Below are 22652 nucleotides of genomic sequence, written 5' to 3' on the forward strand. Positions count from 1 at the left end.
CATCGCTCCCCAACGCCCCCGCCGGCCCTGCCGGCGGGGGCGTTCGTCGTTCCGGTCCGTCCGCACCGGTGGCGCTCGTTACGCTGGAACGATGCGGGTGAGTGAGTTCTGGCGAGCCGTCGACCAGGTGTTCGGTGACGCCTACGGTGCCGTGGTCAGTCGTGACGTGGTGCTCGAGGAGCTCGGTGGGCGGTCGGCGGCCGACGCGCTCGACGCCGGCATCGACGCGCGCCGGGTGTGGGAGGCGCTCTGCGACTCGCAGGACGTCCCGCTCGACAAGCGGCACGGCAAGGGTCTGGCGGAGCCCCGGGACTGACCCGGAGGACGACCTGCGCGTCCGAACACGTGTTCGGCGTGTTGCTCGAACGCGTGTTCGATCGGTGGTAGCTTCCTCCACATCGGCGCTGTTCGAGGAGTTCGTCCACAGATCGCGCGGCTGACGGCAGTGATGTCGGTGGCCCGCCCTAGGTTCGGAGTCAACGGGAACAGCCCGAAGCCTTGTCGCAGAACCACTGGCCTTGCACCATCGGCCGGTGTGGACGCGACAGCCTACAGGCGGCCGACACCGAGCACGAAGGAGCACCCCATGCCATCACCGGCAGACCGCGAGAAGGCCCTCGAGACCGCACTCGCCCAGATCGACAGGCAGTTCGGCAAGGGTGCGATCATGCGCCTCGGGTCGGACGAACGCGCCCCGGTCAACGTCATCCAGACCGGGTCGGTGGCGCTCGACGTCGCGCTCGGGATCGGCGGACTTCCCCGCGGCCGCATCGTCGAGATCTACGGCCCGGAGTCCTCGGGTAAGACGACCCTGACGATCCACGCGATCGCCAACGCCCAGCGTGCCGGCGGCATCGCGGCGTTCATCGACGCCGAGCACGCGCTCGACCCCGAGTACGCCAAGAAGCTCGGTGTCGACATCGACGCCCTCCTGGTGTCGCAGCCCGACACCGCCGAGCAGGCGCTCGAGATCGCGGACATGCTCGTCCGCTCCGGCTCCATCGACCTCATCGTGATCGACTCCGTCGCGGCCCTCGTGCCCCGTGCCGAGATCGAGGGCGAGATGGGTGACTCGCACGTCGGCCTGCAGGCCCGACTCATGTCCCAGGCGCTGCGCAAGCTCGCCGGTGGGCTGAACCAGACCCAGACCACGATGATCTTCATCAACCAGCTGCGCGAGAAGATCGGCGTGTTCTTCGGTTCGCCGGAGACCACGTCCGGCGGTAAGGCGCTGAAGTTCTACGCGTCCGTCCGACTCGACATCCGCCGCATCGAGACGCTCAAGAGCGGGACGGACGCCGTCGGCAACCGCACCCGCGTCAAGGTCGTCAAGAACAAGATGGCGCCGCCCTTCAAGCAGGCCGAGTTCGACATCCTGTACGGCGTCGGCATCTCGCGAGAGGGCTCGCTGCTCGACTTCGGTGTCGACCACGGCATCGTCAAGAAGTCGGGTGCCTGGTACACCTACGACGGTGACCAGCTGGGCCAGGGCAAGGAGAACTCGCGGTCCTTCCTGATCCAGAACCCGGAGATCGCCGCCGAGATCGAGGGCAAGATCCTCGCGAAGCTCGGTGTCGGTGCGGCGAAGGCCGAGGTTGACGCACCCGTCGAGTCGATCGCGCCGAAGATCGCGGAGCGCAAGGGCGCGTGACGACCGACCACCACGACGACGAGGACCTCGCACCGGTCACCGACCTGTTCGGTGCGCGGTCCCGTCGTCGGGCCGCGGCTCCTGCTCCCGCTCCTGCGCCCACCTCGGTACCGGACCCCTCGGAGCCGAGTTGGGGAACGGACGCCGACGAACCGTCGGCGGGCGTGCAGTCGCAGGACGCCGATGCCGACACCCCCGTGCCGCTCCCGATCCAGGGCGCTCGCGCCCAGGCCGACTGGCTGTCGCCGGTCGTCGGCGACGGAAGCGGCCGCACCGCCCGCGCCGAACAGGACGGCTACGACGAGGACTCGACCGCCGACGCCTCGACCGCGTCGGTGTTCGCCATCGACTCCGGCGCCGAGATCGACCCGGCGGATGCTCCGCGGCCGATCGACGAGCAGCGGGCCGACGCCGAGCGACTGAGCATGCGCGCGTTGAGCCGCAAGGGCGTGAGTGAGTCCGAGCTCCGGAAGATGCTTGCCGAGAACGACTTCGACGCCGACGTGGTCGAGTACGAGATCGAGCGGCTCACCCGGGTCGGCCTGGTCGACGACGTCGCCCTCGCGACCGACCTCGTCGACCGCCTGCACGACCGGAAGGGCCTCGGCCGGCAGGGTGTGGTCGCGGAACTCCGACGCCGGGGCATCGACCAAGCCGCGATCGACGCGGCGCTGGACGCCGCGGCCGACGACGAGGACGACGAGTTCGTCCGTGCCATCGAGCTCGCGCAGAAGCGTGCGGGGCAGTTGCGTGGACTCGACCGGGCGACCGCCGAACGCCGACTCTCCGGGTTCCTGATGCGCAAGGGCTACAACGGCGGCGTCGTCCGGATCGCGGTGGAGCGAGCGCTCGACGGCGGCGGGCGGCCGAAGGGCGGGCCTCGCGGGCCCGTGCGGTTCGAGTAACCCGCACCGCGCCCATCCGCGCGTGGTCCGCACTCGGTCTGTGCGTGGTCCGATTTACACTGGGACGACCATGGCCACCGTCGAAGCGCGCCCCCGCACCTACGAAGTCCGCACCTACGGGTGCCAGATGAACGTGCACGACTCCGAGCGGCTGAGCGGTTCGCTCCAGGCCGCCGGGTACGTCGCGGCTGACGGCGAGCAGGCGGACGTCGTCGTCATCAACACCTGCGCCGTGCGTGAGAACGCCGACAACCGCCTCTACGGCAACCTCGGCCAGCTCGCCGGCATCAAGCGCGAGCACCCCGGCATGCAGATCGCGGTGGGCGGATGCTTGGCGCAGAAGGACAAGAACGTCATCCTCGAGAAGGCGCCCTGGGTCGACGTGGTGTTCGGCACGCACAACATGGGGTCGCTGCCGACGCTGCTCGAGCGGTCGCGTCACAACGACGAGGCGCAGATCGAGATCCTCGAGGCGCTGGACGTGTTCCCCTCGACACTCCCGACGAAGCGCGACTCGACGCACAGCGGCTGGGTGTCGATCTCCGTCGGCTGCAACAACACCTGCACGTTCTGCATCGTGCCGTCGCTCCGCGGCAAGGAGAAGGACCGTCGCCCCGGGGACGTCCTCGCCGAGATCCAGGCGCTCGTCGACGACGGTGCGATCGAGGTCACCCTGCTCGGTCAGAACGTGAACTCCTACGGCGTCGAGTTCGGTGACCGCCAGGCGTTCGGCAAGCTGCTCCGTGCGGCAGGGCAGATCGACGCTCTCGAACGCGTGCGGTTCACCAGCCCGCACCCGGCCGCCTTCACCGACGACGTCATCGACGCGATGGCCGAGACGCCGAACGTCATGCCGCAGCTGCACATGCCGCTGCAGTCCGGGTCCGACCGGATCCTCAAGGCGATGCGTCGGAGCTACCGGAGCGAGCGGTTCCTCGGCATCCTCGACCGCGTCCGCGCGAAGATCCCGAACGCGGCGATCTCCACGGACATCATCGTCGGGTTCCCCGGCGAGACCGAGCAGGACTTCGAGGACACCCTTCGCGTCGTCGAGCAGTCCCGGTTCGCGTCGGCCTTCACCTTCCAGTACTCGATCCGACCGGGTACGCCTGCGGCGACGATGGACGAGCAGCTGCCGAAGCACGTCGTGCAGGAGCGCTACGAACGGCTCGTCGCCCTGCAGGAGCACATCACCGCCGAGGAGAATGCGAAGCAGGTCGGCCGTCGCGTCGAGGTGCTCGTCGCCACCGGCGAGGGCAAGAAGGACGAGGCGACGCACCGCCTGTCCGGCCGCGCGGAGGACTCGCGTCTCGTGCACTTCGCCGTCCCCGAGGGATCCGACGTGCCGCGCCCCGGCGACGTCGTCACGGTCGAGGTGACCCGGTCGGCCCCGCACTTCCTCATCGCCGACAACCCGGGCCCGCTGCCGATCCGTCGCACCCGTGCCGGCGACGCGTGGGACCGTGCCCAGGCCGAGAGCTGCGGCGTCCCGACCCCGGCCGCGCCCGGCGAGGGGGCGCGTGCGGTCTCCCTCGGGCTGCCGACCATCCGTGTCGGCCGCTGACGGGACGGGGCCCGCTGACGGGACGGGGCCCGCTGACGGGACGGGTCCCGCGGGCGCGACCGGCGCGGTCGATCCCACGGACGCGGCTGGTCCCGACGCGCTGATCGCGGTCGTCGGCGCCACGGGCACGGGCAAGTCCGACCTCGGCATCGCGATCGCCGAACGGCTCCGCGCTGCCGGACGCGACGCCGAGATCGTCAACGCCGACGCCATGCAGCTCTACCGCGGCATGGACATCGGTACGGCGAAGCTCCCGCCGGAGCACCGGCACGGCATCCCGCACCACCAGCTCGACGTGCTCGACGTGACCGACGAGGCGAGCGTCGCCGCGTACCAGCGCGACGCCCGAGCTGACGTCGAGGCGATCCAGGCGCGGGGCGGCGTCGCGGTGCTCGTCGGCGGCAGCGGGCTGTACGTCTCGGCGGTCCTGTTCGACCTGGCGTTCCCCGGGACCGACCCGGAGCTCCGCGCGCAGCTCGAGCGCGAGTACGACGAGCTCGGTCCGGGAATCCTGCTCGAACGGCTGCGCACCCTCGACCCGGCGGCCGCAGCGACGATCGACGCACGCAACCCGCGGCGGTTGATCCGCGCACTCGAGATCGCGAGCCGATCCGAGGTCGTGACCCCGAGCCTCCCGTCCGTGCCCCGCCCCTGGCGACCCGCGCGGATCCTGCACCTGCACCGCGACCGCGCGCAGCTCGTCGAGGCGCTGCACCAGCGGGCGGCGCGGATGTTCGACGCCGGGCTGGTGGACGAGGTCCGCGCGCTCCGCGACCGCGGGCTGGAGCAGGGCCGGACGGCCCGAGCCGCGATCGGGTACTCGCAGGCCCTCGAGGTGCTGCACGGCGACGCGACCGTCGAACAGGCGGTGGAGGCGACCGGGATCGCGACCCGCAAGTACGCCCGGCGCCAGGTCTCGTGGTTCCGCCGGTACGCCGACGCCGAGGTCCTCGACGTCACCGGCGCCGACCGCGCCGGGCTGACGGACGCTGCCCGTAGGATCGTTCCGTGACCGAGCTGCACTTCACCAAGGGCCAGGGGACCGGCAACGACTTCGTCCTGTTCGCCGACCCCGACGCCACGGTCGACCTGACCCCGGACCGCATCCGGGCCATCGCGGACCGGCGGTTCGGCGTCGGCGGCGACGGCGTCATCCGCGCCGTGCGGTCCGAGGCACTGCCGGAGGGCCGGGCGCTCGTCGCCGTCGAGCCCGCCGCGACCTGGTTCATGGACTACCACAACGCCGACGGCTCGGTCGCCGAGATGTGCGGCAACGGCATCCGCGTCTTCGCCCGGTACCTCACCGAGTCCGGTCTGGTCGACCTCGCCCCGGGCGAGACCCTGACGGTCGGCAGCCGCAAGGGCCTGGTCGACGTGCAGCGCACCACGAACGGGTTCTCGGCCGACCTCGGCCGCTGGGGGCTCGGCATCGAGGGCGGCGGCGCTGAGGACGTCCTGGTGCGCGCGAAGAACCTCGACCGTGCCCGGCCGGGCCTCGGCATCGACGTCGGCAACCCGCACGTCGTGGTCGCCCTCGCGACGGAGGACGAGCTCGCGGACGTCGACCTCACGTACATCCCCGTGCTCGACCCGCTGCCCGCCGCCGGAGCGAACGTCGAGTTCGTCCTGCCCGGCGACCCGCTCGTCAAGGACGGCGTCGGCGAGATCACGATGCGCGTGCACGAGCGGGGCAGCGGCGAGACGCTGTCGTGCGGCACCGGCGCGGTGGCCGCGGCCCTCGCGACCCGCCACTGGGCCGGCAACGGTGCGCCGGACACCTGGCGCGTGCGCGTGCCCGGCGGTGTCGTCACGGTCCGCATGTTCGCGGCGGAGGACGGCGAGCACGTCTCGCTCTCCGGTCCGGCGGAACTCGTCTTCTCGGGTGACCTGACGGTCTGATCCCGTCGGCACGTGTCCACCGGACGCGACCACGGTGGTCGGACGGGAGGCCCACCCAGCGTCACCGACGTCGGTGCGGTGGGTCGTGCCTCCAGGCTGACGTCCGTGGTGCGTCGCAGGGGAGGCGGCGGCGGTGCGTCTCGGGGACGCGGCGCCTACGCGGTGCGGTGCACCCGCAGGACGCGGAAGCCCTTGTCCGTCGTGGCGCGCGTGACGTGGAAGCCGTCGTCGAGCGTGTCCCGCAGCCAGCGCTGCAGCGAGTCGCCGCCGAGGTCCTTCGACACGACGAGCCAGGCGTCGCCGTCGACCTCGAGCCGGGGGAGCCAGGTGAGCAGGATCTGGTGCAGTTCGTCCTTGCCGACACGGATCGGCGGGTTGGACCAGATCGTCCGGAACCGCAGGTCGGCCGGGACGTCGTCCGGCAGCGCGATCGAGACGTTCCCGGCGCCGGCAGCCGTGGCGTTCGCCCGGGCGAGGCCGAGGACCCGTTCGTTGACGTCCACGCCCCAGACCTGTGCGTCGGCGGACTGGAGCGCCATCGTGATCGCGATCGGGCCCCAGCCGCAGCCGACGTCGAGGAGCGCGCCGTCGGACGCCGGTGGCGGGACGGAGCCGAGCAGGACGCGGGTGCCGCGGTCGAGGCCGTCGGGGCTGAACACGCCGGCCGCGGTGGTCAGCGTGAGGGTCCGGCCCGCGAGGGTGACGGTGATCTGGCGAGGCCGAGCATCGCTCTCCGGACTCGCAGAGAAGTAGTGGTCGTTCGCCATGGATGAACCGTACCGGCAACCCCGTGTGTCCTGAGCACGGCGGAGGTACCCTGTGGACAGCATGACGGACTCCAACGAGCACGACCAACCAACCACTGACGACAGCGCTGCCGGTGTCGTCGAACGAGTCCTGCGCAACGCCGACTCACGGGCCTCGTCGTCCGTGTTCGCGCCCGCGCAGGCGATCCAGACCCGGTCGGTGGACGACCGCGGCTGGAACGGCGACGGCGACCAGTACGACCGCGAGGACCGCGCGGCCCTCCGTCGCGTCGCCGGCCTCTCCACCGAACTCGAGGACGTCACCGAGGTCGAGTACCGGCAGCTCCGGCTCGAGCAGGTCGTCCTCATCGGCGTGTACCCGCAGGGCGACGCCGCCGACGCCGAGAACTCCCTCCGTGAGCTCGCCGCCCTCGCCGAGACCGCCGGCGCGGTGGTGCTCGACGGGCTGCTGCAGCGCCGACCGAACCCCGACCCGTCGACGTACCTCGGCAAGGGCAAGGCCGAGGAACTCGCGATGGTCGTCAAGGCCACCGGCGCCGACACGGTCATCGCCGACACCGAGCTCGCACCGTCCCAGCGTCGAGCGCTCGAGGACGTGGTGAAGGTCAAGGTCATCGACCGCACGGCCGTCATCCTCGACATCTTCAGCCAGCACGCGAAGAGCCGCGAGGGCAAGGCGCAGGTCGAACTCGCCCAGCTCGAGTACCTCCTGCCGCGCCTGCGTGGTTGGGGTGAGTCGATGTCCCGCCAGGCCGGTGGTCAGGTCTCCGGCGGTGCCGGTATGGGTTCGCGTGGCCCCGGTGAGACGAAGATCGAGCTCGACCGCCGCCGCATCCACACCCGGATGTCGAAGCTGCGTCGGCAGATCGCCGGCTTCCGCCCCGCGCGTGAGGCCAAGCGCGCCGACCGGCACCGCAACGACGTGCCGAGCGTCGCCATCGCCGGCTACACCAACGCGGGCAAGTCCTCGTTGCTGAACCGGCTGACGAGCGCGGGCGTGCTCGTGCAGAACCAGCTGTTCGCGACGCTGGACGCCACCGTGCGCCGCACCGAGAGCGCCAAGGGCCGCGAGTTCACCTTCGTCGACACGGTCGGCTTCGTGCGCAACCTGCCGCACCAGCTCGTCGAGGCGTTCCGCTCCACGCTGGAAGAGGTCGGCGAGGCCGACGTCATCGTGCACGTGGTCGACGGGTCGCACCCCGACCCTGCTGCGCAGCTGTCCACGGTGCGCGAGGTCATCGGTGACGTGGGGGCGCGGGACCTCCCGGAGATCGTCGCGTTCAACAAGGCGGACCTGATCGACGAGTCGCAGCGGCTCGTGCTGGTCGGCCTCGTCCCGGACGCCGTGTTCGTCTCGGCCCGCACGGGTGAGGGCATCCAGACCCTGCTCGAGGCGATCGAGGCCCGGCTGCCCGAACCCGACGTGTCGCTCACCGTGGTGATCCCGTACGACCGCGGGGACCTCGTGTCGTCACTGCACGACGCGGGCGCGGTGGACGCGGTCGACTACGTCGAGGACGGCACGCGGCTGCAGGTGCGGGTGTTCCGTCGGCAGGTCTCGGAGCTGGACCCGTTCGTGGTCGCGCCGGTCGTGCCGGTCGCTTCCGCGTAGCGCGTTCCGCAAAACGCAACGAAGGCGGTTGCTCGCAGAGGTACACCCCTGCGAGTAGCCGCCTCCGTTGCGTTTTGGAGGAGATTGCGTCCCCCGAGGAGGAGGGGGCGCCGGCTCAGAGGGAGCGGAGGACCGCCACGACCTTGCCGAGCACGGTGGCGGCGTCGCCGAGGATCGGTTCGAACGCGGTGTTGCGGGGGAGCAGCCACGTGTGGCCGTCGCGCTGCCGGAAGACCTTGACGGTGGCTTCCTCGTCGAGCATGGCCGCGACGATGTCCCCGTTGTCGGCGGTCTGCTGCGACCGCACGACCACCCAGTCGCCGTCGCAGATCGCGGCGTCGATCATCGACTCGCCCACGACCTTGAGCATGAAGAGGTCACCCGTCCCGACGAGCTGACGAGGGAGCGGCACGATCTCGTCGACGTGCTGCTCGGCGGTGATCGGGACGCCAGCGGCGATCCGGCCGACGAGCGGGACGAGCGTGGTGGCGTCGACGTCCGGTCCTTCGACGTCGGGGGTGGGCTCGTCGACCAGGACCTCGAGCGCGCGGGGGCGGTTCGGGTCGCGGCGGATCCAGCCGCCGAGTTCGAGCTGACCGAGCTGGTGCGAGACGCTCGAGAGCGAGGACAGCCCGGCTGCGTCGCCGATCTCACGCATGCTCGGCGGGTACCCCCGGCTGGCGATCGACGCGCGGATCGCGTCGAGGATCGCCTGCTGCTTCGCCGTCAGCGGCTTCTGTCCCCGCAGTTCATCCACCACGTCGTCTCGCCCTTCGTCGGTGCCGGGACGGTGCCCGCGGGAATGTCGGTGGTCCCCGCTTGACTTGTCCCAGTCGATCGAAACAGTATCCGACCGGTCACGGCCGGACAAACACCTGTTCGAGCGTGTCGGCGGAAAAACCCCCAGAAATCTCTGCATGCCACTTGTGCGACCACAGATTCGAACGTATGTTCGGTACAGGGCTTCGGTCCACCCGAACGGGAAGGCAAGAACGACATGAGCACCATCGCCATCGCTGACACCCAGCGCACCTCGGCGCCCGCCGTGCGTACGCGCCTGCGTCTCACGCGCCGCGGACGCCTCGTCATCACGACGCTCGCCGCGATCCCCCTGCTCCTCGGTGTCGGCTTCGCCGTGCTGAACGGCGGCCAGGCCTCGGCCGGCAACGCTGCGGCGGACGTGCACTTCGACACCGTCACGATCCAGCCGGGCGAGACGCTCTGGCAGCTGGCGGAGGAGACCGCGCCGAACGCCGACCCGCGCGACTTCGTGCAGGACGTCATCAGCCTGAACGCGCTGGACGGTTCCGGGCTGCAGGCCGGCGAGCAGATCGCCATCCCGGCCAAGTACACCTCCGGCCAGTAACGCCGAAGTCCGGCCAGTAACGCCGAAGTCCGGCCAGCAACGCCGAAGCCCGGCCAGCAACACCGAAGTGGGAGCGATGCCGGGGCGGAAGCGCTGTCGCTGCACACCGTCCGGACGGCCGGTCCTCGGACAGGTCACTCGGCCTACGATGGATCGGTGGCATTCACGCTCGAAGACCTCCCGATCCGAGACGACCTGCGCGGGCAGAGCCCCTACGGCGCCCCGCAGAAGCACGTCCGCGTGCAGCTCAACGTCAACGAGAACACGCATCCGGTGCCGGCGGACGTCGCCGAGGACATCGTGGCGTCGATCCGGCAGGCACTCACGACCGTGAACCGATACCCGGACCGCGAGTTCACCGAGCTCCGCCAGTCCCTCGCCGCGTACCTGCAGCGCGGGCTCGGCGCCGAGCAGCAGATCGGTCCCGAGCAGATCTGGGCCGCGAACGGTTCGAACGAGGTCCTGCAGCAGCTCCTCCAGGCCTTCGGCGGACCGGGCCGCACGGTGCTCGGCTTCCCGCCCACCTACTCGATGCACTCGATCCTCGCGTCGGGCACCGGCACCACCTGGATCCCCGCGCAGCGTGACGACGAGTTCCGCATCTCGCCGGAGACCGTGGTCGCCGCCATCCGCGAGCACCAGCCGGACATCGTGTTCCTCTGCGGCCCGAACAACCCCACCGGCACGCCGCTCGCCATCGAGACGATCGAGGCCGCCTACGCCGCGACCGACGGCATCGTGATGGTGGACGAGGCGTACGCCGAGTTCATGCCGTCCGACGTCCCGAGCGCGCTCACGCTGCTGCCCGGGCGCGAGCGGCTCGTCGTGTCCCGGACCATGAGCAAGGCCTTCGCCTTCGCGGGCGCGCGCGTCGGCTACATGGCGGCACACCCCGCCGTGATCGACGCGATCCGGCTCGTCCGGCTGCCGTACCACCTCTCCGCCCTCACCCAGGCGGCAGCGGTCGCGGCGCTCCGGCACGCTCCCGAGATGCTCGCGATGGTCGACGACATCAAGCGCCAGCGCGACCGGATGGTCACCGAGCTGCAGGCGATTGGGTACCGGACGTACGAGACCTGGTCGAACTTCGTGCTGTTCGGCGGCGTCGCCGACCCGCACGCCGCGTTCGAGGCACTGCTCGAGCAGGACGTCATCGTCCGCGACCTCGGCATCCCGAACCACCTCCGGGTGAGTGCTGGGACAGCGGAGGAGACCACGGCCTTCCTCGACGCCATGCGCCGCGTGGCCGCCGAACAGCCGCCCGTTAGGGTTGGGGCATGACCGCCCGCACCGCCTCGATCAGCAGGAGCACGAGCGAGTCGAGCATCGAACTCGCGCTCGACCTCGACGGCACCGGCTCGTCCGACATCTCGACGAGCGTGCCGTTCTTCGACCACATGCTCACGGCGTTCAGCAAGCACTCGCTCATCGACCTCCGCGTGCGGTCCACGGGCGACACCGACATCGACGTGCACCACACCGTCGAGGACACCGGCATCGTGCTCGGCCAGGCGCTCAAGCAGGCGCTGGGAGACCGGGCCGGCATCGGCCGGTACGGTGACGCCCTCGTTCCGCTCGACGAAGCACTCGCGCTGGCCGTCGTCGACGTCTCCGGGCGTCCGTTCCTCGTGCACACCGGCGAACCCGCAGGGTTCGAGTTCCACCGCATCGGCGGGCACTTCACGGGCTCGCTCGTCCGCCACGTGTTCGAGGCGATCACGTTCAACGCCGGCATCACGGTGCACGTCCGCGTCCTCGAGGGCCGCGATCCGCACCACATCGCCGAGGCCGAGTTCAAGGCGTTCGCCCGTGCGATGCGCAAGGCGGTCGAGCTCGACCCGCGTGTCGACGGCATCCCGTCCACGAAGGGCAAGCTGTGACCGACGCGCAGACCAACGACGACGGCGCCCGCGACGTGCAGACCACGAACGACGGCGACCGCGACACGAACCCGACCGGTGCACGGCCGAACGTCGTCGTCCTCGACTACGGCTCCGGCAACGTGCACTCGGCGGCGAAGGCCCTCGAGCGCGCCGGCGCGGACGTGACACTGACCTCGGACAAGCAGGCCGCACTGAACGCCGACGGCCTGCTCGTCCCCGGCGTCGGCGCGTTCGCCGCGGTGATCGACCAGCTCGAGGGCGTGCAGGGCGGCGAGATCGTCGACCGGCGGTTGGCGGGCGGCCGACCGGTGCTCGGCATCTGCGTCGGGATGCAGGTCCTCTTCACGCGGGGCATCGAGCGCGGTGCCGACGTCGAGGGTCTCGGGCAGTGGCCCGGCACGGTCGAACAGATCCAGGCCGAGGTGCTGCCGCACATGGGCTGGAACACGGTCCAGGCGCCGGAGGACTCGGTGCTCTTCGACGGTCTGCACGACGAGCGCTTCTACTTCGTGCACTCCTACGGCGTGACCGACTTCCCGCTCGAGGCCTACGGGCCGTTTCGTGCACCCCGCCTGACGTGGGCGGAACACGGGCAGCGGTTCGTCGCCGCGGTGGAGAACGGCCCCCTCACCGCCACGCAGTTCCACCCGGAGAAGTCGGGGGAGCCGGGCATCCGGCTGCTCCGGAACTGGGTGAACTCCCTCTGACCCGGCCGCGACCGGCGACCCGGATGCGACCGTCGACCCGGACGCGACCACCGACCCGGACGCGACCACCGACCCGGACGCGACCACTGACCCAGCAGTGACCACCGACCCGGCCGCGACCATCGGTCGCCCGCCACCCCGTCACGACCCGGCCGACCGGTCGGGGCGAGAGGCGGGGCGGACCGGCACCGCGCCTCCAGGCCGCAACCGCACCGCGGACCACCGCACCCGACCCGCCCGCCACCGCAACGAAGACAGGACCATGACCGACCTCATCGCCACCCCGCCCCTCGTCCTGCTGCCCGCCGTGGACGTCGTCGACGGCCAGGCGGTCCGTCTCACCCAGGGCGAGGCGGGGAGCGAGACCTCCTACGGCGACCCGGTGTCCGCCGCCCGCACCTGGCGCGACCAGGGCGCCGAGTGGATCCACCTCGTCGACCTCGACGCGGCGTTCGGTCGCGGCGACAACCGCAAGGTGATCGCGCACGCCGTGCGCGAGGTCGAGGGCGTCAACGTCGAGCTGTCGGGCGGCATCCGCGACGACGCGTCCCTCGAGGCGGCGCTCGCCACCGGCGCCGCGCGGGTCAATCTCGGCACCGCCGCGCTCGAGAACCCGGAGTGGGCCGCGCGCGTGATCGGGACGTACGGCGAGCAGATCGCGGTGGGGCTCGACGTGCGTGGGACGACGCTCGCGAGCCGCGGCTGGACGGAGGACGCGGGGGACCTGTGGGAGGTGCTCGACCGCCTCGAGGAAGCCGGCTGCGCCCGCTACGTCGTGACCGACGTCACGAAGGACGGCACGCTGCAGGGGCCGAACGTGGACCTGCTGCGCGAGGTCTGCGACCGGACCGACCAGCCCGTCGTGGCGTCCGGCGGGATCTCGACGCTCGACGACCTCCGGGCGCTGCGGGAACTCGTGCCGCACGGGCTGGAGGGCGCCATCATCGGCAAGGCGCTCTACTCGGGGGCGTTCACGCTCCCGGCCGCCCTCGACATCGCTTCGGAGTAGCCGCGTGGCGGGCATCTCGAACGGCCGCGGCACCGGACCGGACGCGCCCGAGCACGCCGGGCAGCCAGCCGTGCCCGGGCAGCCCGACGCGACCGGCCACCCCGACGACGCGCACACGCCGGGCGGCGCAGCCGACTCGGCGGGCTTCGCCTGGGCCGGCCGCGCCTTCGACCAGCACGACACGACCTTCGACGACGACGACGGTCTGGCGGACCCGGCCCTCGTCGCCGCGATCACGGCGCTGCCGGAGGGCGGTTCGCAACGCGCGATCGTCGACGCGCTCCGCACGGCGCGCCTGCTCATCCCGCTCATCGCCGAAGCGGGTGACGTCGGCCACACCGACACCGGCAAGCTCGTCGACAAGACGCAGGAGCTCTCGATCGTCACGGTCGCCGGCCCCGACGGGCGCAGCGTGATGCCCGCGTTCACCTCCGTTGAGGCGATGCGCGCGTGGGACGCCGACGCCCGCCCGGTGCCCGCGGAGTCGCGTCGGGTGGCGATGGCCGCGGCGAGCGAGGAGACCCAGCTCGTGGTGCTCGACCCCACGGCGCCGACCGAGTTCGTGCTCCGTCGACCGGCCGTGTGGGCGCTCGGCCAGGACCTGCCGTGGACGCCCTGCTTCGAGGACCCGGAGGTCGCGCAGGCCTTCGCCGACTCCGTCGTCGGGGAACGGGCGGTGGCACGGGTCGAGCTCTCGCCCGGGGACCCGCTCGGGCGCTTCGCGGGGGCGGAGCTGACGGTCGGGCTCGCGCTCCACCCGGGGCTCGACCAGGGGCAGGTGCAGGAGCTCGTCGGTCGCCTGCAGCAGCGGTGGACGGCGAACGCCGTCATCGCGGAGCGCGTGGACAGCATGCGGGTGGCGTTGCGCCCGGCGTGACGGCCTGGAGGCGCGGCTCGCCTCCGCCCGTCGGCGCGCTTCGGTCGTCGGTCGCCACCACGGCGGCCGTCGGTAGGGCGGTGCGGCCCGGATGTCGCGTGCGGCCGTCGGCACGGCGGTGCGGCCCGGATGTCGCGTGCGGCCGTCGGTACGGCGGTGCGGCCCGGTCCGGGTGGCCGTCGCCGGTACGATGGCCGGGTGAGCACGAACCCGACGACCACCCCCGGAACCGGCGAGACCGCCTACGGTCCGACCGGACGGCCCGTCCGGCAGTTCGCGGTGCCCGAGGAACTCGACGGTCACGGCCCCGCTCGCATCATCGCGCTCTGCAACCAGAAGGGCGGCGTCGGCAAGACCACGACGTCGATCAACCTCGGTGCGGCGCTCGCGGAGTACGGCCGCAAGGTGCTCGCGGTGGACTTCGACCCGCAGGGCGCCCTGTCCGCGGGCCTCGGTGTCCGCACGCACGACATCCCCACGGTCTACGACCTGCTGATGGGCTCGATCAAGGACCCGAACCAGGTCATCCAGCCGACGAACACGCCGTACCTCGACGTCATCCCGGCGAACATCGACCTGTCCGCGGCCGAGGTGCACCTGGTGAACGAGGTCGCCCGCGAGCAGATCCTCGCGAGCGTGCTCCGCAAGGTCGCCAAGGACTACGACGTGATCCTCGTCGACTGCCAGCCCTCGCTCGGGCTGTTGACGGTGAACGCCCTCACGGCGGCGCACGGCGTGCTCATCCCGCTCGAGTGCGAGTTCTTCGCCCTCCGCGGCGTGGCGCTCCTCATCGAGACGATCGACAAGGTGCGCGACCGCCTGAACCCGGCGCTGCAGCTCGACGGCATCCTCGCGACCATGTACGACTCGCGCACGCTGCACTCGCGCGAGGTGATGGAGCGCGTCGTCGACACGTTCGACGACCGCGTGCTCGACACGGTGATCGGGCGCACGGTGAAGTTCCCGGACGCGACCGTCTCGGCCCGGCCGATCACGCAGACCGCTCCGGACCACGCCGCCGCGCACTCGTACCGGCAGCTCGCACGGGAGCTCGTCGAGCGTGGCGCCGTCGCCTGACGACGCCGCCGTCCCGCAGCCAGCCGACGCGCCCGCGCCCGCGGGCACCACGACCGTGCCCGGGTTCCGGGTGCGCCTGCGGAACTTCGACGGGCCGTTCGACCTGCTCCTCTCGCTCATCACGAAGCACGAGCTCGACATCACCGAGGTCTCGCTCGGCGCGGTGACGGGGGAGTTCATCCAGTACGTGCGCCTGGCGGAGTCCGAGGACGAACTCGACGAGGCGAGCGAGTTCCTCGTCGTCGCGGCGACGCTCCTCGACCTGAAGATCGCCGGGCTCCTGCCCCAGGGCGAGCTCGTCGACGCCGAGGACGTCGCCCTGCTCGAGGCGCGCGACCTGCTGTTCGCGCGGCTGCTGCAGTACCGCGCGTTCAAGCAGGCGGCCGACTGGTTCGGGTCACGCTGGCTGAGCGAGTCGCGTCGGCACGTGCGGCGCGTCCGCCTCGAGGAGCGCTTCCGCGCGCGGACCCCCGAGCTCGTCTGGACCCTGTCGGTGCAGGACTTCGCGGCGCTGGCGACGATGGCGTTCGCCCCGCGGGAGATCCCGACGGTCGGGCTCGACCACCTGCACGCGCCGCTCGTCAGCATCCGCGAGCAGGCGGCGATCGTCGTCTCGATCCTCCGGACCCGGGCCGACGAGGACGTCTCGTTCCGCGAACTGGTCGCCGGCGTCGCGGAGACGGGTATCGTGGTGGCTCGCTTCCTCGCGATCCTGGAGCTGTACCGGAACGCGTCCATCTCGTTCGAACAGCTCGAACCGCTCGGGGAGCTGACACTCCGCTGGACCGCCGCCGACTGGTCCGACGAGAGCCTCGCCAACCTGGGAGCCGACTATGACGGATGACGTCGCCGACGCACCGCACGAGCACGCGCACGCGCACTCGTCGAGCGCCGAACCCGGCGGGGCCGACGAGATGGCCGACGCCCGCGCGATCGAACGTGAGATCCACGAGCGCCGCGAGCACGAGCAAGCAGGCGAGCAAGCGGACGAGCGGACTGAGCACCACGTCCCGCACCCGGACATCCCGATCGACCGACAGCTCGAGGCGATCCTGATGATCGCCGACGAGCCGCAGTCGCTCGTCGCGCTCGGTGCCGCGGTCGACGCGCCCGTCCCCGCCGTCCGCCAGGCGATCGAGCGCCTCGTCGCGGACTTCGACGGCGTCGACGGGACCATCCGTCGCGGATTCGAGCTCCGCGAGGTCGGCGGCGGCTGGCGCTTCTACGTCCGACAGGACCTCGACGACGTCGTCGAGCAGTTCGTCGAGGCCGAGCGGCCCTCACGGTTGTCGCAGGCCGCCCTCGAGACCCTCGCGGTCGTCGCCTACAAGCAGCCGATCACCCGGTCGCAGATCGCCGCGATCCGCGCCGTGAACGTCGACGGGGTCGTCCGCACGCTGGTCGCGCGGGGGCTCATCGAGGAGTCGTTCACCGACGCCGAGACCGGCGCCATCAACTACGTCACGTCCGACCTGCTCCTGCAGCAGCTCGGCATCAACTCGCTCGACGAGCTGCCGCTCATCTCGCCCCTCCTGGACGACGGTGCCGGCGGCTTCGAGCAGAACGAAGGGATCCCCGATGGCCGCGTATGAGGAAGAACGACGAGGCGGCCCACGAGGCGGTTCGGGTCGCGACGGCGGCAGCCGGCCTGGAGGCCCGTCCCGCGACCGCACCGCCGGCTCCGGCCGTGCGGGTGGCCGGTCCGGTGACGACCGTGGCGGGTACCGCGGGCGCGATGAGCGTCCGTCGGGTGACCGTGGTGGGTACCAGGGTCGTGACGACCGCTCCGGCGCGACCGGCGGATACCGGGGTCGTGACGACCGTTCCGGTGGGACCGGCGGCGGTTACCGGGGGCGCGATGAGCGTCCGTCGGGTGACCGTGGTGGGTACCGGGGTCGTGACGACCGTTCCGGTGGGACCGGCGGCGGCTACCGGGGTCGCGATGAGCGTCCGTCGGGTGACCGTGGGGGCTACCAGGGTCGCGACGAGCGCTCCGGCGGCTACCGGGGTCGTGACGAGCGTCCGTCGGGTGACCGTGGGGGCTACCAGGGTCGCGACGACCGCTCCGGTGGCGGGTACCGCGGTCGTGACGAGCGTTCCGGCGGGACCGGTGGCGGCTACCGCGGTCGCGACGAGCGCCCCGCGTCCGGTGGCTACCGCGGCCGTGACGACCGTTCCGGTGGCACGAGCGGCGAGTACCAGAGTCGTGACGACCGTTCCGGCGGGACCGGTGGCGGCTACCGCGGGCGTGACGAGCGCCCCGCGTCCGGTGGCTACCGCGGCCGTGACGACCGTTCCGGTGGGACCGGCGGTGGGTACCGCGGCCGTGATGACCGTTCCGGTGGGACCGGTGGCGGGTACCGCGGCCGTGACGACCGCCGTGACGACCGCCGTGACGACCGCCGTGACGACCGTGGCGGTGACCGCGGACGCTTCGTGAGCCGTGACGACGACCGTCGCGGCGGCGACCGCGGCGGCTTCGTCCGTCGTGAGGACGACCGCGGTGGGTACCGGGGCCGTGACGACCGCCGTGACGCCCCGCGCCGTGACGACGACCGGGGCGGCTACCGGGGCCGTGACGACCGCCGAGACGCCCCGCGCCGCGATGCTCCGCGCCGCGACGACGACCGGCGCGACCCGGCCCGCGAGGACCGCCGCACCCCGGACGGCCGCCCGAGCAGCGTGTGGCACAACGGCCGACGCTACGTCGGCGGCACCACGACCGCGCGCAACAGCGACCGCAACCGGGGCTCCGGCAGCCGGTCCACCGGCCCTCGCACGCCCGACCACCGCACCACCCCGCAGCCCGAGGGCGCCCGCGACCAGTCCGGCGCTCCGCTGGAGGGCACGCCCGAACGACCGATCATCCCGGACTGGGACGCATCGGAGGGGAGCGCGCCTGCCGGGGCCGCACCGGGCCTCCAGGCAGAGGGCGAGCGCCTGCAGAAGGTGATCGCCGGTGCGGGCGTGGCATCCCGACGCGTCGCGGAGAACCTGATCGTCGAGGGCCGCGTGACGGTCAACGGCGAGGTCGTCGACGCGCTCGGTCGCCGGGTCGACCCGGAAACCGACGAGATCGCCGTGGACGGCGTGCCGGTGCAGATCGACAGCTCGCGTCGCTACGTGCTCCTCAACAAGCCGACCGGCATGGTGTCGAGCCTGCAGGACGAGCGCGGGCGCCGCGACCTGTCCGAGTACGTCGACCGGTACGAGGAGCGCCTGTTCAACGTCGGCCGCCTCGACACCGAGACGTCCGGGCTCCTGATCCTGACGAACGACGGGGACCTGGCCCACGTGCTCGCGCACCCGTCGTTCGGCGTGACGAAGACCTACATCGCCAAGGTGCGCGGCAACGTGAACCCGGCGACGGTGCAGCGACTGCTCGACGGTGTGGAGCTCGAGGACGGCCCGATCGCCGCGGACAAGGTGCGGCTGCTCGAGTCGTCCCGCGGGGAGTCGCTCGTCGAGATCACGCTGCACTCGGGCCGGAACCGCATCGTCCGCCGGATGCTCGACGAGGTCGACCACCCGGTGCTCGAACTCGTCCGTCGCTCGTTCGGCCCGCTGCAGCTCGGGTCGCTGCCGATCGGCAAGACGCGCGAGCTGTCGACCGTCGAGCTCGGCAGCCTCCTCCGGATCGCCCGTCAGGCGAAGGGCGCCCCGCGGGACGCCGACGGCGAGGAGTCGTCGGACTGACGCATCGGTAGGCTGGCCGGGTGACCGACCGCACGCTCCTCTCCGCCGAACCGGACATCGACCGGCGGCTCCGGGGACCCGTGCGCATCGTCGGCGCCGGCCTGCTCGGTGCGTCGATCGGCCTGGCGCTGCGTGAGAAGGGTGTCGACGTCGTCCTCGACGACGTCTCGCCCGCCGCCTTGGCGCTCGCCGTGGACTACGGCGCCGGTCGGCACCCCGCAGACGGTGACGCGCCGGAGCTCGTCGTGGTGGCGGTCCCACCGGACGTCGTGGCGACCGTCGTCGCACACGAGCTGACCGCCTACCCGCAGGCCGTCGTAACCGACGTCGCGAGCGTGAAGTCCGGACCGCTGGCGGCGCTCCGGGCCTCCGGCGCCGACGTCAGCCGCTACATCGGGTCGCACCCGATGGCCGGCCGCGAGCGCAGCGGTCCGACCGCCGCCCGCGCCGACCTGTTCGTCGGGCGGCCGTGGGTGGTCGCCGGGCACGACGGGATCAGCTACCAGCGGGCCGCCGTGGTCGAGGACCTCGCGCTCGACGTGGGGGCGACCGTGGTGCCGATGGACCCGGAGTCGCACGACCTCGCCGTGGCGTACGTCTCGCACGCGCCGCAGCTCGTGTCGACGCTGATGGCCTCGCGGCTGCGGGACGCTCCCGACGGGTCGCTCGACCTGGCCGGCGGCGGCGTCCGCGACGTCACGCGCATCGCGGCGAGCGACCCCGGCCTGTGGGTGCAGATCATCGGGGCGAACGCCGGGCACATCCGGCCGGTGCTCGCCGACCTCCGGGCCGACCTCGACCGCGTGCTCGAGGCACTCGACGACCCGGCGGCGACCGGCGCCCCCCGGGCACTCGCCGAGACGATCGCCGCAGGGAACCGCGGTGTCGAACGGCTGCCGGGCAAGCACGGCACCACCAAGCGCTTCGCCCAGGTCGTCGTCCTGGTGGACGACACCCCCGGGCAGATCGCCGCGCTCCTCACGTTCATCGGGGAGATCGGCATCAACCTCGAGGACATGCGCCTCGAGCACTCACCGGGTGCACCGATCGGCATCGTCGAGGTGTCGGTCGTCCCCGAGCATGAACAGCGACTCGTCGAGGAACTCGAGGGTCGCGGATGGAGGATCGCAGCAGCATGGGCCTGAACGAGAACACCGACCCCGCAACGACCGCAGCCGCGCAGGACTCCGGGGTGACCGGCGGCCCCGACGGACCCGACACCGGGCTCCCCACCCCGGGCGACGGCGCAGGCGGTGGCGCCGACGGCGGACCGCTCGGTGGTCCGGCCGGCGGCCTCGGCGAACCCGGCGGCGAGCCCGGTTCGACCAGCGCCCCGATGCCGTCCGGCCTGGCCGACGGCGCCTACGTCGCGAAGACCGTCATCGCGGTCGACGGGCCCGCGGGCAGCGGCAAGTCCAGCGTGTCCCGTGCCGCGGCCCGAGCACTCGGTTTCGGCTACCAGGACACCGGCGCCGCGTACCGCGCGCTCGCCTGGCACGCCCTGCAGCAGCACGTCGACCTCGACGACCCGGCGGCGGTGCTCGCCAGCTGGGACACCTTCGACTACACGATCGGCACCGACCCCGACGCCTACTTCGTGCGGGTGGGGGAGACCGACGTCACCGACGCCATCCGCACCCCCGAGGTGACCGGCGCCGTGGCCCACATCGCCAAGCTCCCCGAGGTCCGGCAGCGCCTCGTCCAGCTCTTCCGCACGGTCATGCGGAAGGCGGACGCCCCGGGCATCGTCACCGAGGGACGGGACATCACGACCGTGGTCGCCCCGGACGCCGAGGTGCGGATCCTGCTGACGGCCGACGAGTCGGTTAGGATGGCACGGCGTGCGGCCGAGGTCACGACCCAGTCCGCCGCCGAGACCTCCGCCGCACTCGCTCGTCGCGACGCGGCGGACGCGAAGGTCGTCGACTTCATGAACGCCGCCGACGGCGTCACGACGCTCGACTCCACCGACCTCGACTTCGACCAGACCGTGCAGGCGGTCGTCGAACTGGCCCGCGCGGCCACGCACTGACACCGACATCCCGGCCCCGCGCGGCCACGCACTGACAACACGCGGCCGCAGGGTCGCCGGCAAGGAACCCACATGGCGCAGCTCGACAACGACCACGACGACTTCCCCCAGTACGACGACGCGCTCGGCGAGCGTCTCGCCGGGCTCGACGAGGCCGAGGCCGAACAGCGCGCGACCGCGCTCCGCGCCGGGCTCGAGGACTACGAGCTCGACGAAGAAGACGTCGCACTGCTCGAGGCCGGCCAGCTCGGCACGGACGGCATCACCTACCTGCCGGCGTACCCGGTGCTCGCGATCGTCGGTCGCCCGAACGTCGGCAAGTCCGCGCTCGTGAACCGCATCCTCGGTCGCCGCGAAGCCGTCGTGCAGGACGTCCCCGGCGTCACGCGCGACCGCGTCTCGTACAAGGCCGACTGGAACGACAAGCGCTTCACGCTCGTCGACACCGGCGGTTGGGAGCCGGACGCGCAGGGCATCAACGCCTCCGTCGCGGCACAGGCCGAGGTCGCGATCGACCTCGCCGACGCCGTGCTCTTCGTCGTCGACGTGACGGTCGGCATCACCGCCACCGACGAGCACGTCGTGAAGATGCTCCGCGGCACCGACCGCCCGGTCATCGTCGTCGCGAACAAGTCCGACGACGACCGCCGCGACCTCGACGCGTACGAGCTGTGGAACCTCGGCCTCGGCGAGCCGCACCCGGTGTCGGCGCTGCACGGCCGTGGCGTCGCGGACCTGCTCGACCTCATCATCAAGACGCTCCCCGACACCTCGGCCGTCGCCAAGCAGGAGGTCGGCGGACCCCGCCGCGTGGCCATCCTCGGCCGTCCGAACGTCGGCAAGAGCTCGCTGCTGAACAAGGCCGCCGGTGAAGAGCGCGTCGTCGTGAACGACCTCGCCGGCACCACGCGCGACCCGGTGGACGAGCAGATCGAACTCGGCGGCAAGGTGTGGCGCTTCGTCGACACCGCCGGCATCCGGAAGCGCGTGCACCTGCAGCAGGGCGCCGACTTCTACGCGTCCCTCCGCACCACGGCCGCGCTCGAGAAGGCCGAGGTCGCCGTCGTCGTCCTCGACGTCACCGAGCCGATCTCCGTGCAGGACCTCCGCATCATCGACCTCGTGCTCGAGTCCGGTCGTGCCCTCGTGCTGGCCTACAACAAGTGGGACCTGCTCGACGACGATCGCCGCCGGTACCTCGAGCGGGAGATCGAGCAGGACCTCGCCCACGTGGCGTGGGCTCCTCGCGTGAACATGTCGGCCCGCACCGGCCGCCACCTCGAGAAGCTCGTGCCGGCGCTCGAGACCGCGCTCGAGTCGTGGGACACCCGCATCCCGACCGGCAAGGTCAACGCCTTCATCGCCGAACTCGTGCAGGAACACCCGCACCCCGTCCGTGGTGGCAAGCAGCCCCGCATCCTGTTCGGCACGCAGGCCTCCAGCCAGCCGCCGACGTTCGTGCTCTTCACGACCGGCTTCCTCGACCCGCAGTACCGACGGTTCATCACCCGTCGTCTCCGCGAGGTCTGGGGCTTCGCGGGTACGCCGATCAACGTCAACATGCGGGTGCGCGAGCGCCGCAAGCGCTGAGTCCGATCGGGGGAGCG

22 protein-coding genes are annotated in these 22652 nt (G+C 71.9%); 20 read left to right on the forward strand and 2 right to left on the reverse strand.

Annotated features, from left to right (window positions below; translation table 11 throughout):
* Positions 1–91 precede the first annotated feature (91 nt).
* The 6 genes from BIU96_RS17175 to dapF all read left to right on the forward strand — a co-directional run bounded on the left by BIU96_RS17175 (position 92) and on the right by dapF (position 6019).
* Entirely contained in the window at positions 92–316 is a 225-nt protein-coding gene (locus BIU96_RS17175) for a DUF3046 domain-containing protein (RefSeq protein ID WP_071293810.1), read from the forward strand.
* A gap of 270 nt (positions 317–586) precedes the next feature.
* Positions 587–1651: a recombinase RecA gene (recA, locus tag BIU96_RS17180; protein ID WP_071293811.1), complete on the forward strand. Its 1065-nt coding sequence runs from the start codon at positions 587–589 to the stop codon at positions 1649–1651.
* Complete coding sequence (locus BIU96_RS19200) at positions 1648–2556, forward strand: regulatory protein RecX (RefSeq protein ID WP_083403035.1); 909 nt, start codon at positions 1648–1650, stop codon at positions 2554–2556. Before recA ends, BIU96_RS19200 begins: the two co-directional genes overlap by 4 nt.
* Before the next feature lie 70 nt (positions 2557–2626).
* Complete coding sequence (gene miaB, locus BIU96_RS17190; protein ID WP_071293812.1) at positions 2627–4120, forward strand: tRNA (N6-isopentenyl adenosine(37)-C2)-methylthiotransferase MiaB; 1494 nt, start codon at positions 2627–2629, stop codon at positions 4118–4120.
* Between the two features lie 100 nt (positions 4121–4220).
* Positions 4221–5132, forward strand: a complete 912-nt coding sequence (miaA, locus tag BIU96_RS17195; RefSeq protein ID WP_071293910.1) for a tRNA (adenosine(37)-N6)-dimethylallyltransferase MiaA — start codon at positions 4221–4223, stop codon at positions 5130–5132.
* Positions 5129–6019: a diaminopimelate epimerase gene (gene dapF, locus BIU96_RS17200; protein ID WP_071293813.1), complete on the forward strand. Its 891-nt coding sequence runs from the start codon at positions 5129–5131 to the stop codon at positions 6017–6019. Before miaA ends, dapF begins: the two co-directional genes overlap by 4 nt.
* 155 nt (positions 6020–6174) lie before the next feature.
* Here the strand turns inward: dapF and BIU96_RS17205 are convergent, their stop codons facing one another.
* The gene (locus tag BIU96_RS17205) at positions 6175–6786 is read right to left on the reverse strand and encodes a class I SAM-dependent methyltransferase (RefSeq protein ID WP_071293814.1); all 612 of its coding nucleotides are present in this window, start codon (positions 6784–6786) and stop codon (positions 6175–6177) included.
* A 61-nt stretch (positions 6787–6847) separates the two neighbouring features.
* Here BIU96_RS17205 and hflX point away from each other — a divergent pair, with 61 nt between their 5' ends.
* Positions 6848–8398, forward strand: a complete 1551-nt coding sequence (gene hflX / locus BIU96_RS17210; protein WP_071293911.1) for a GTPase HflX — start codon at positions 6848–6850, stop codon at positions 8396–8398.
* 115 nt (positions 8399–8513) lie between these two features.
* On the opposite strand, the gene lexA is transcribed toward hflX, so the two are convergent.
* Positions 8514–9158 (reverse strand): transcriptional repressor LexA, encoded by a 645-nt coding sequence (gene lexA / locus BIU96_RS17215; RefSeq protein ID WP_071293815.1) that lies wholly within the window; start codon positions 9156–9158, stop codon positions 8514–8516.
* A 237-nt stretch (positions 9159–9395) separates the two neighbouring features.
* Between lexA and BIU96_RS17220 the strand changes: the two genes are divergently transcribed.
* The 13 genes from BIU96_RS17220 (at position 9396) to der (ending at position 22635) form a co-directional block, all read left to right on the forward strand.
* On the forward strand, positions 9396–9764 hold the full coding sequence (locus BIU96_RS17220) for a LysM peptidoglycan-binding domain-containing protein (RefSeq protein WP_071293816.1): 369 nt from the start codon (positions 9396–9398) through the stop codon (positions 9762–9764).
* Between the two features lie 156 nt (positions 9765–9920).
* Positions 9921–11045: a histidinol-phosphate transaminase gene (locus BIU96_RS17225; protein WP_071293817.1), complete on the forward strand. Its 1125-nt coding sequence runs from the start codon at positions 9921–9923 to the stop codon at positions 11043–11045.
* Positions 11042–11644: an imidazoleglycerol-phosphate dehydratase HisB gene (hisB, locus tag BIU96_RS17230; RefSeq protein WP_071293818.1), complete on the forward strand. Its 603-nt coding sequence runs from the start codon at positions 11042–11044 to the stop codon at positions 11642–11644. Before BIU96_RS17225 ends, hisB begins: the two co-directional genes overlap by 4 nt.
* 35 nt (positions 11645–11679) lie before the next feature.
* Complete coding sequence (hisH, locus tag BIU96_RS17235) at positions 11680–12354, forward strand: imidazole glycerol phosphate synthase subunit HisH (RefSeq protein WP_071293912.1); 675 nt, start codon at positions 11680–11682, stop codon at positions 12352–12354.
* A 262-nt stretch (positions 12355–12616) separates the two neighbouring features.
* Complete coding sequence (gene priA / locus BIU96_RS17240; protein WP_071293819.1) at positions 12617–13363, forward strand: bifunctional 1-(5-phosphoribosyl)-5-((5-phosphoribosylamino)methylideneamino)imidazole-4-carboxamide isomerase/phosphoribosylanthranilate isomerase PriA; 747 nt, start codon at positions 12617–12619, stop codon at positions 13361–13363.
* A 70-nt stretch (positions 13364–13433) separates the two neighbouring features.
* Positions 13434–14240: an SseB family protein gene (locus BIU96_RS17245; RefSeq protein WP_071293913.1), complete on the forward strand. Its 807-nt coding sequence runs from the start codon at positions 13434–13436 to the stop codon at positions 14238–14240.
* A gap of 198 nt (positions 14241–14438) precedes the next feature.
* Positions 14439–15317, forward strand: coding sequence for a ParA family protein (locus BIU96_RS17250; RefSeq protein WP_071293820.1), 879 nt, complete (start codon positions 14439–14441; stop codon positions 15315–15317).
* A gap of 55 nt (positions 15318–15372) precedes the next feature.
* A complete protein-coding gene (locus BIU96_RS17255; RefSeq protein ID WP_254786233.1) occupies positions 15373–16161 on the forward strand; it encodes a ScpA family protein in 789 nt (262 codons plus the stop codon).
* A complete protein-coding gene (gene scpB, locus BIU96_RS17260) occupies positions 16151–16909 on the forward strand; it encodes an SMC-Scp complex subunit ScpB (RefSeq protein ID WP_302847737.1) in 759 nt (252 codons plus the stop codon). The genes BIU96_RS17255 and scpB overlap by 11 nt, the downstream gene beginning before the upstream one ends.
* Before the next feature lie 1348 nt (positions 16910–18257).
* The gene (locus tag BIU96_RS20335; protein ID WP_071293915.1) at positions 18258–19013 is read left to right on the forward strand and encodes a pseudouridine synthase; all 756 of its coding nucleotides are present in this window, start codon (positions 18258–18260) and stop codon (positions 19011–19013) included.
* Between the two features lie 20 nt (positions 19014–19033).
* Positions 19034–20158, forward strand: coding sequence for a prephenate dehydrogenase (locus tag BIU96_RS17270; protein ID WP_139200109.1), 1125 nt, complete (start codon positions 19034–19036; stop codon positions 20156–20158).
* 191 nt (positions 20159–20349) lie between these two features.
* Positions 20350–21045 carry a (d)CMP kinase gene (gene cmk / locus BIU96_RS17275; protein ID WP_071293917.1) on the forward strand — a complete coding sequence of 232 codons (696 nt, stop codon included), beginning with the start codon at positions 20350–20352 and terminating at the stop codon, positions 21043–21045.
* A gap of 72 nt (positions 21046–21117) precedes the next feature.
* Positions 21118–22635, forward strand: a complete 1518-nt coding sequence (der, locus tag BIU96_RS17280; protein ID WP_071293822.1) for a ribosome biogenesis GTPase Der — start codon at positions 21118–21120, stop codon at positions 22633–22635.
* The last annotated feature ends 17 nt before the right edge of the window (positions 22636–22652 follow it).

It is taken from the genome of Curtobacterium sp. MCBA15_008, from assembly GCF_001865065.1.
Taxonomy (GTDB): Bacteria; Actinomycetota; Actinomycetes; order Actinomycetales; family Microbacteriaceae; genus Curtobacterium.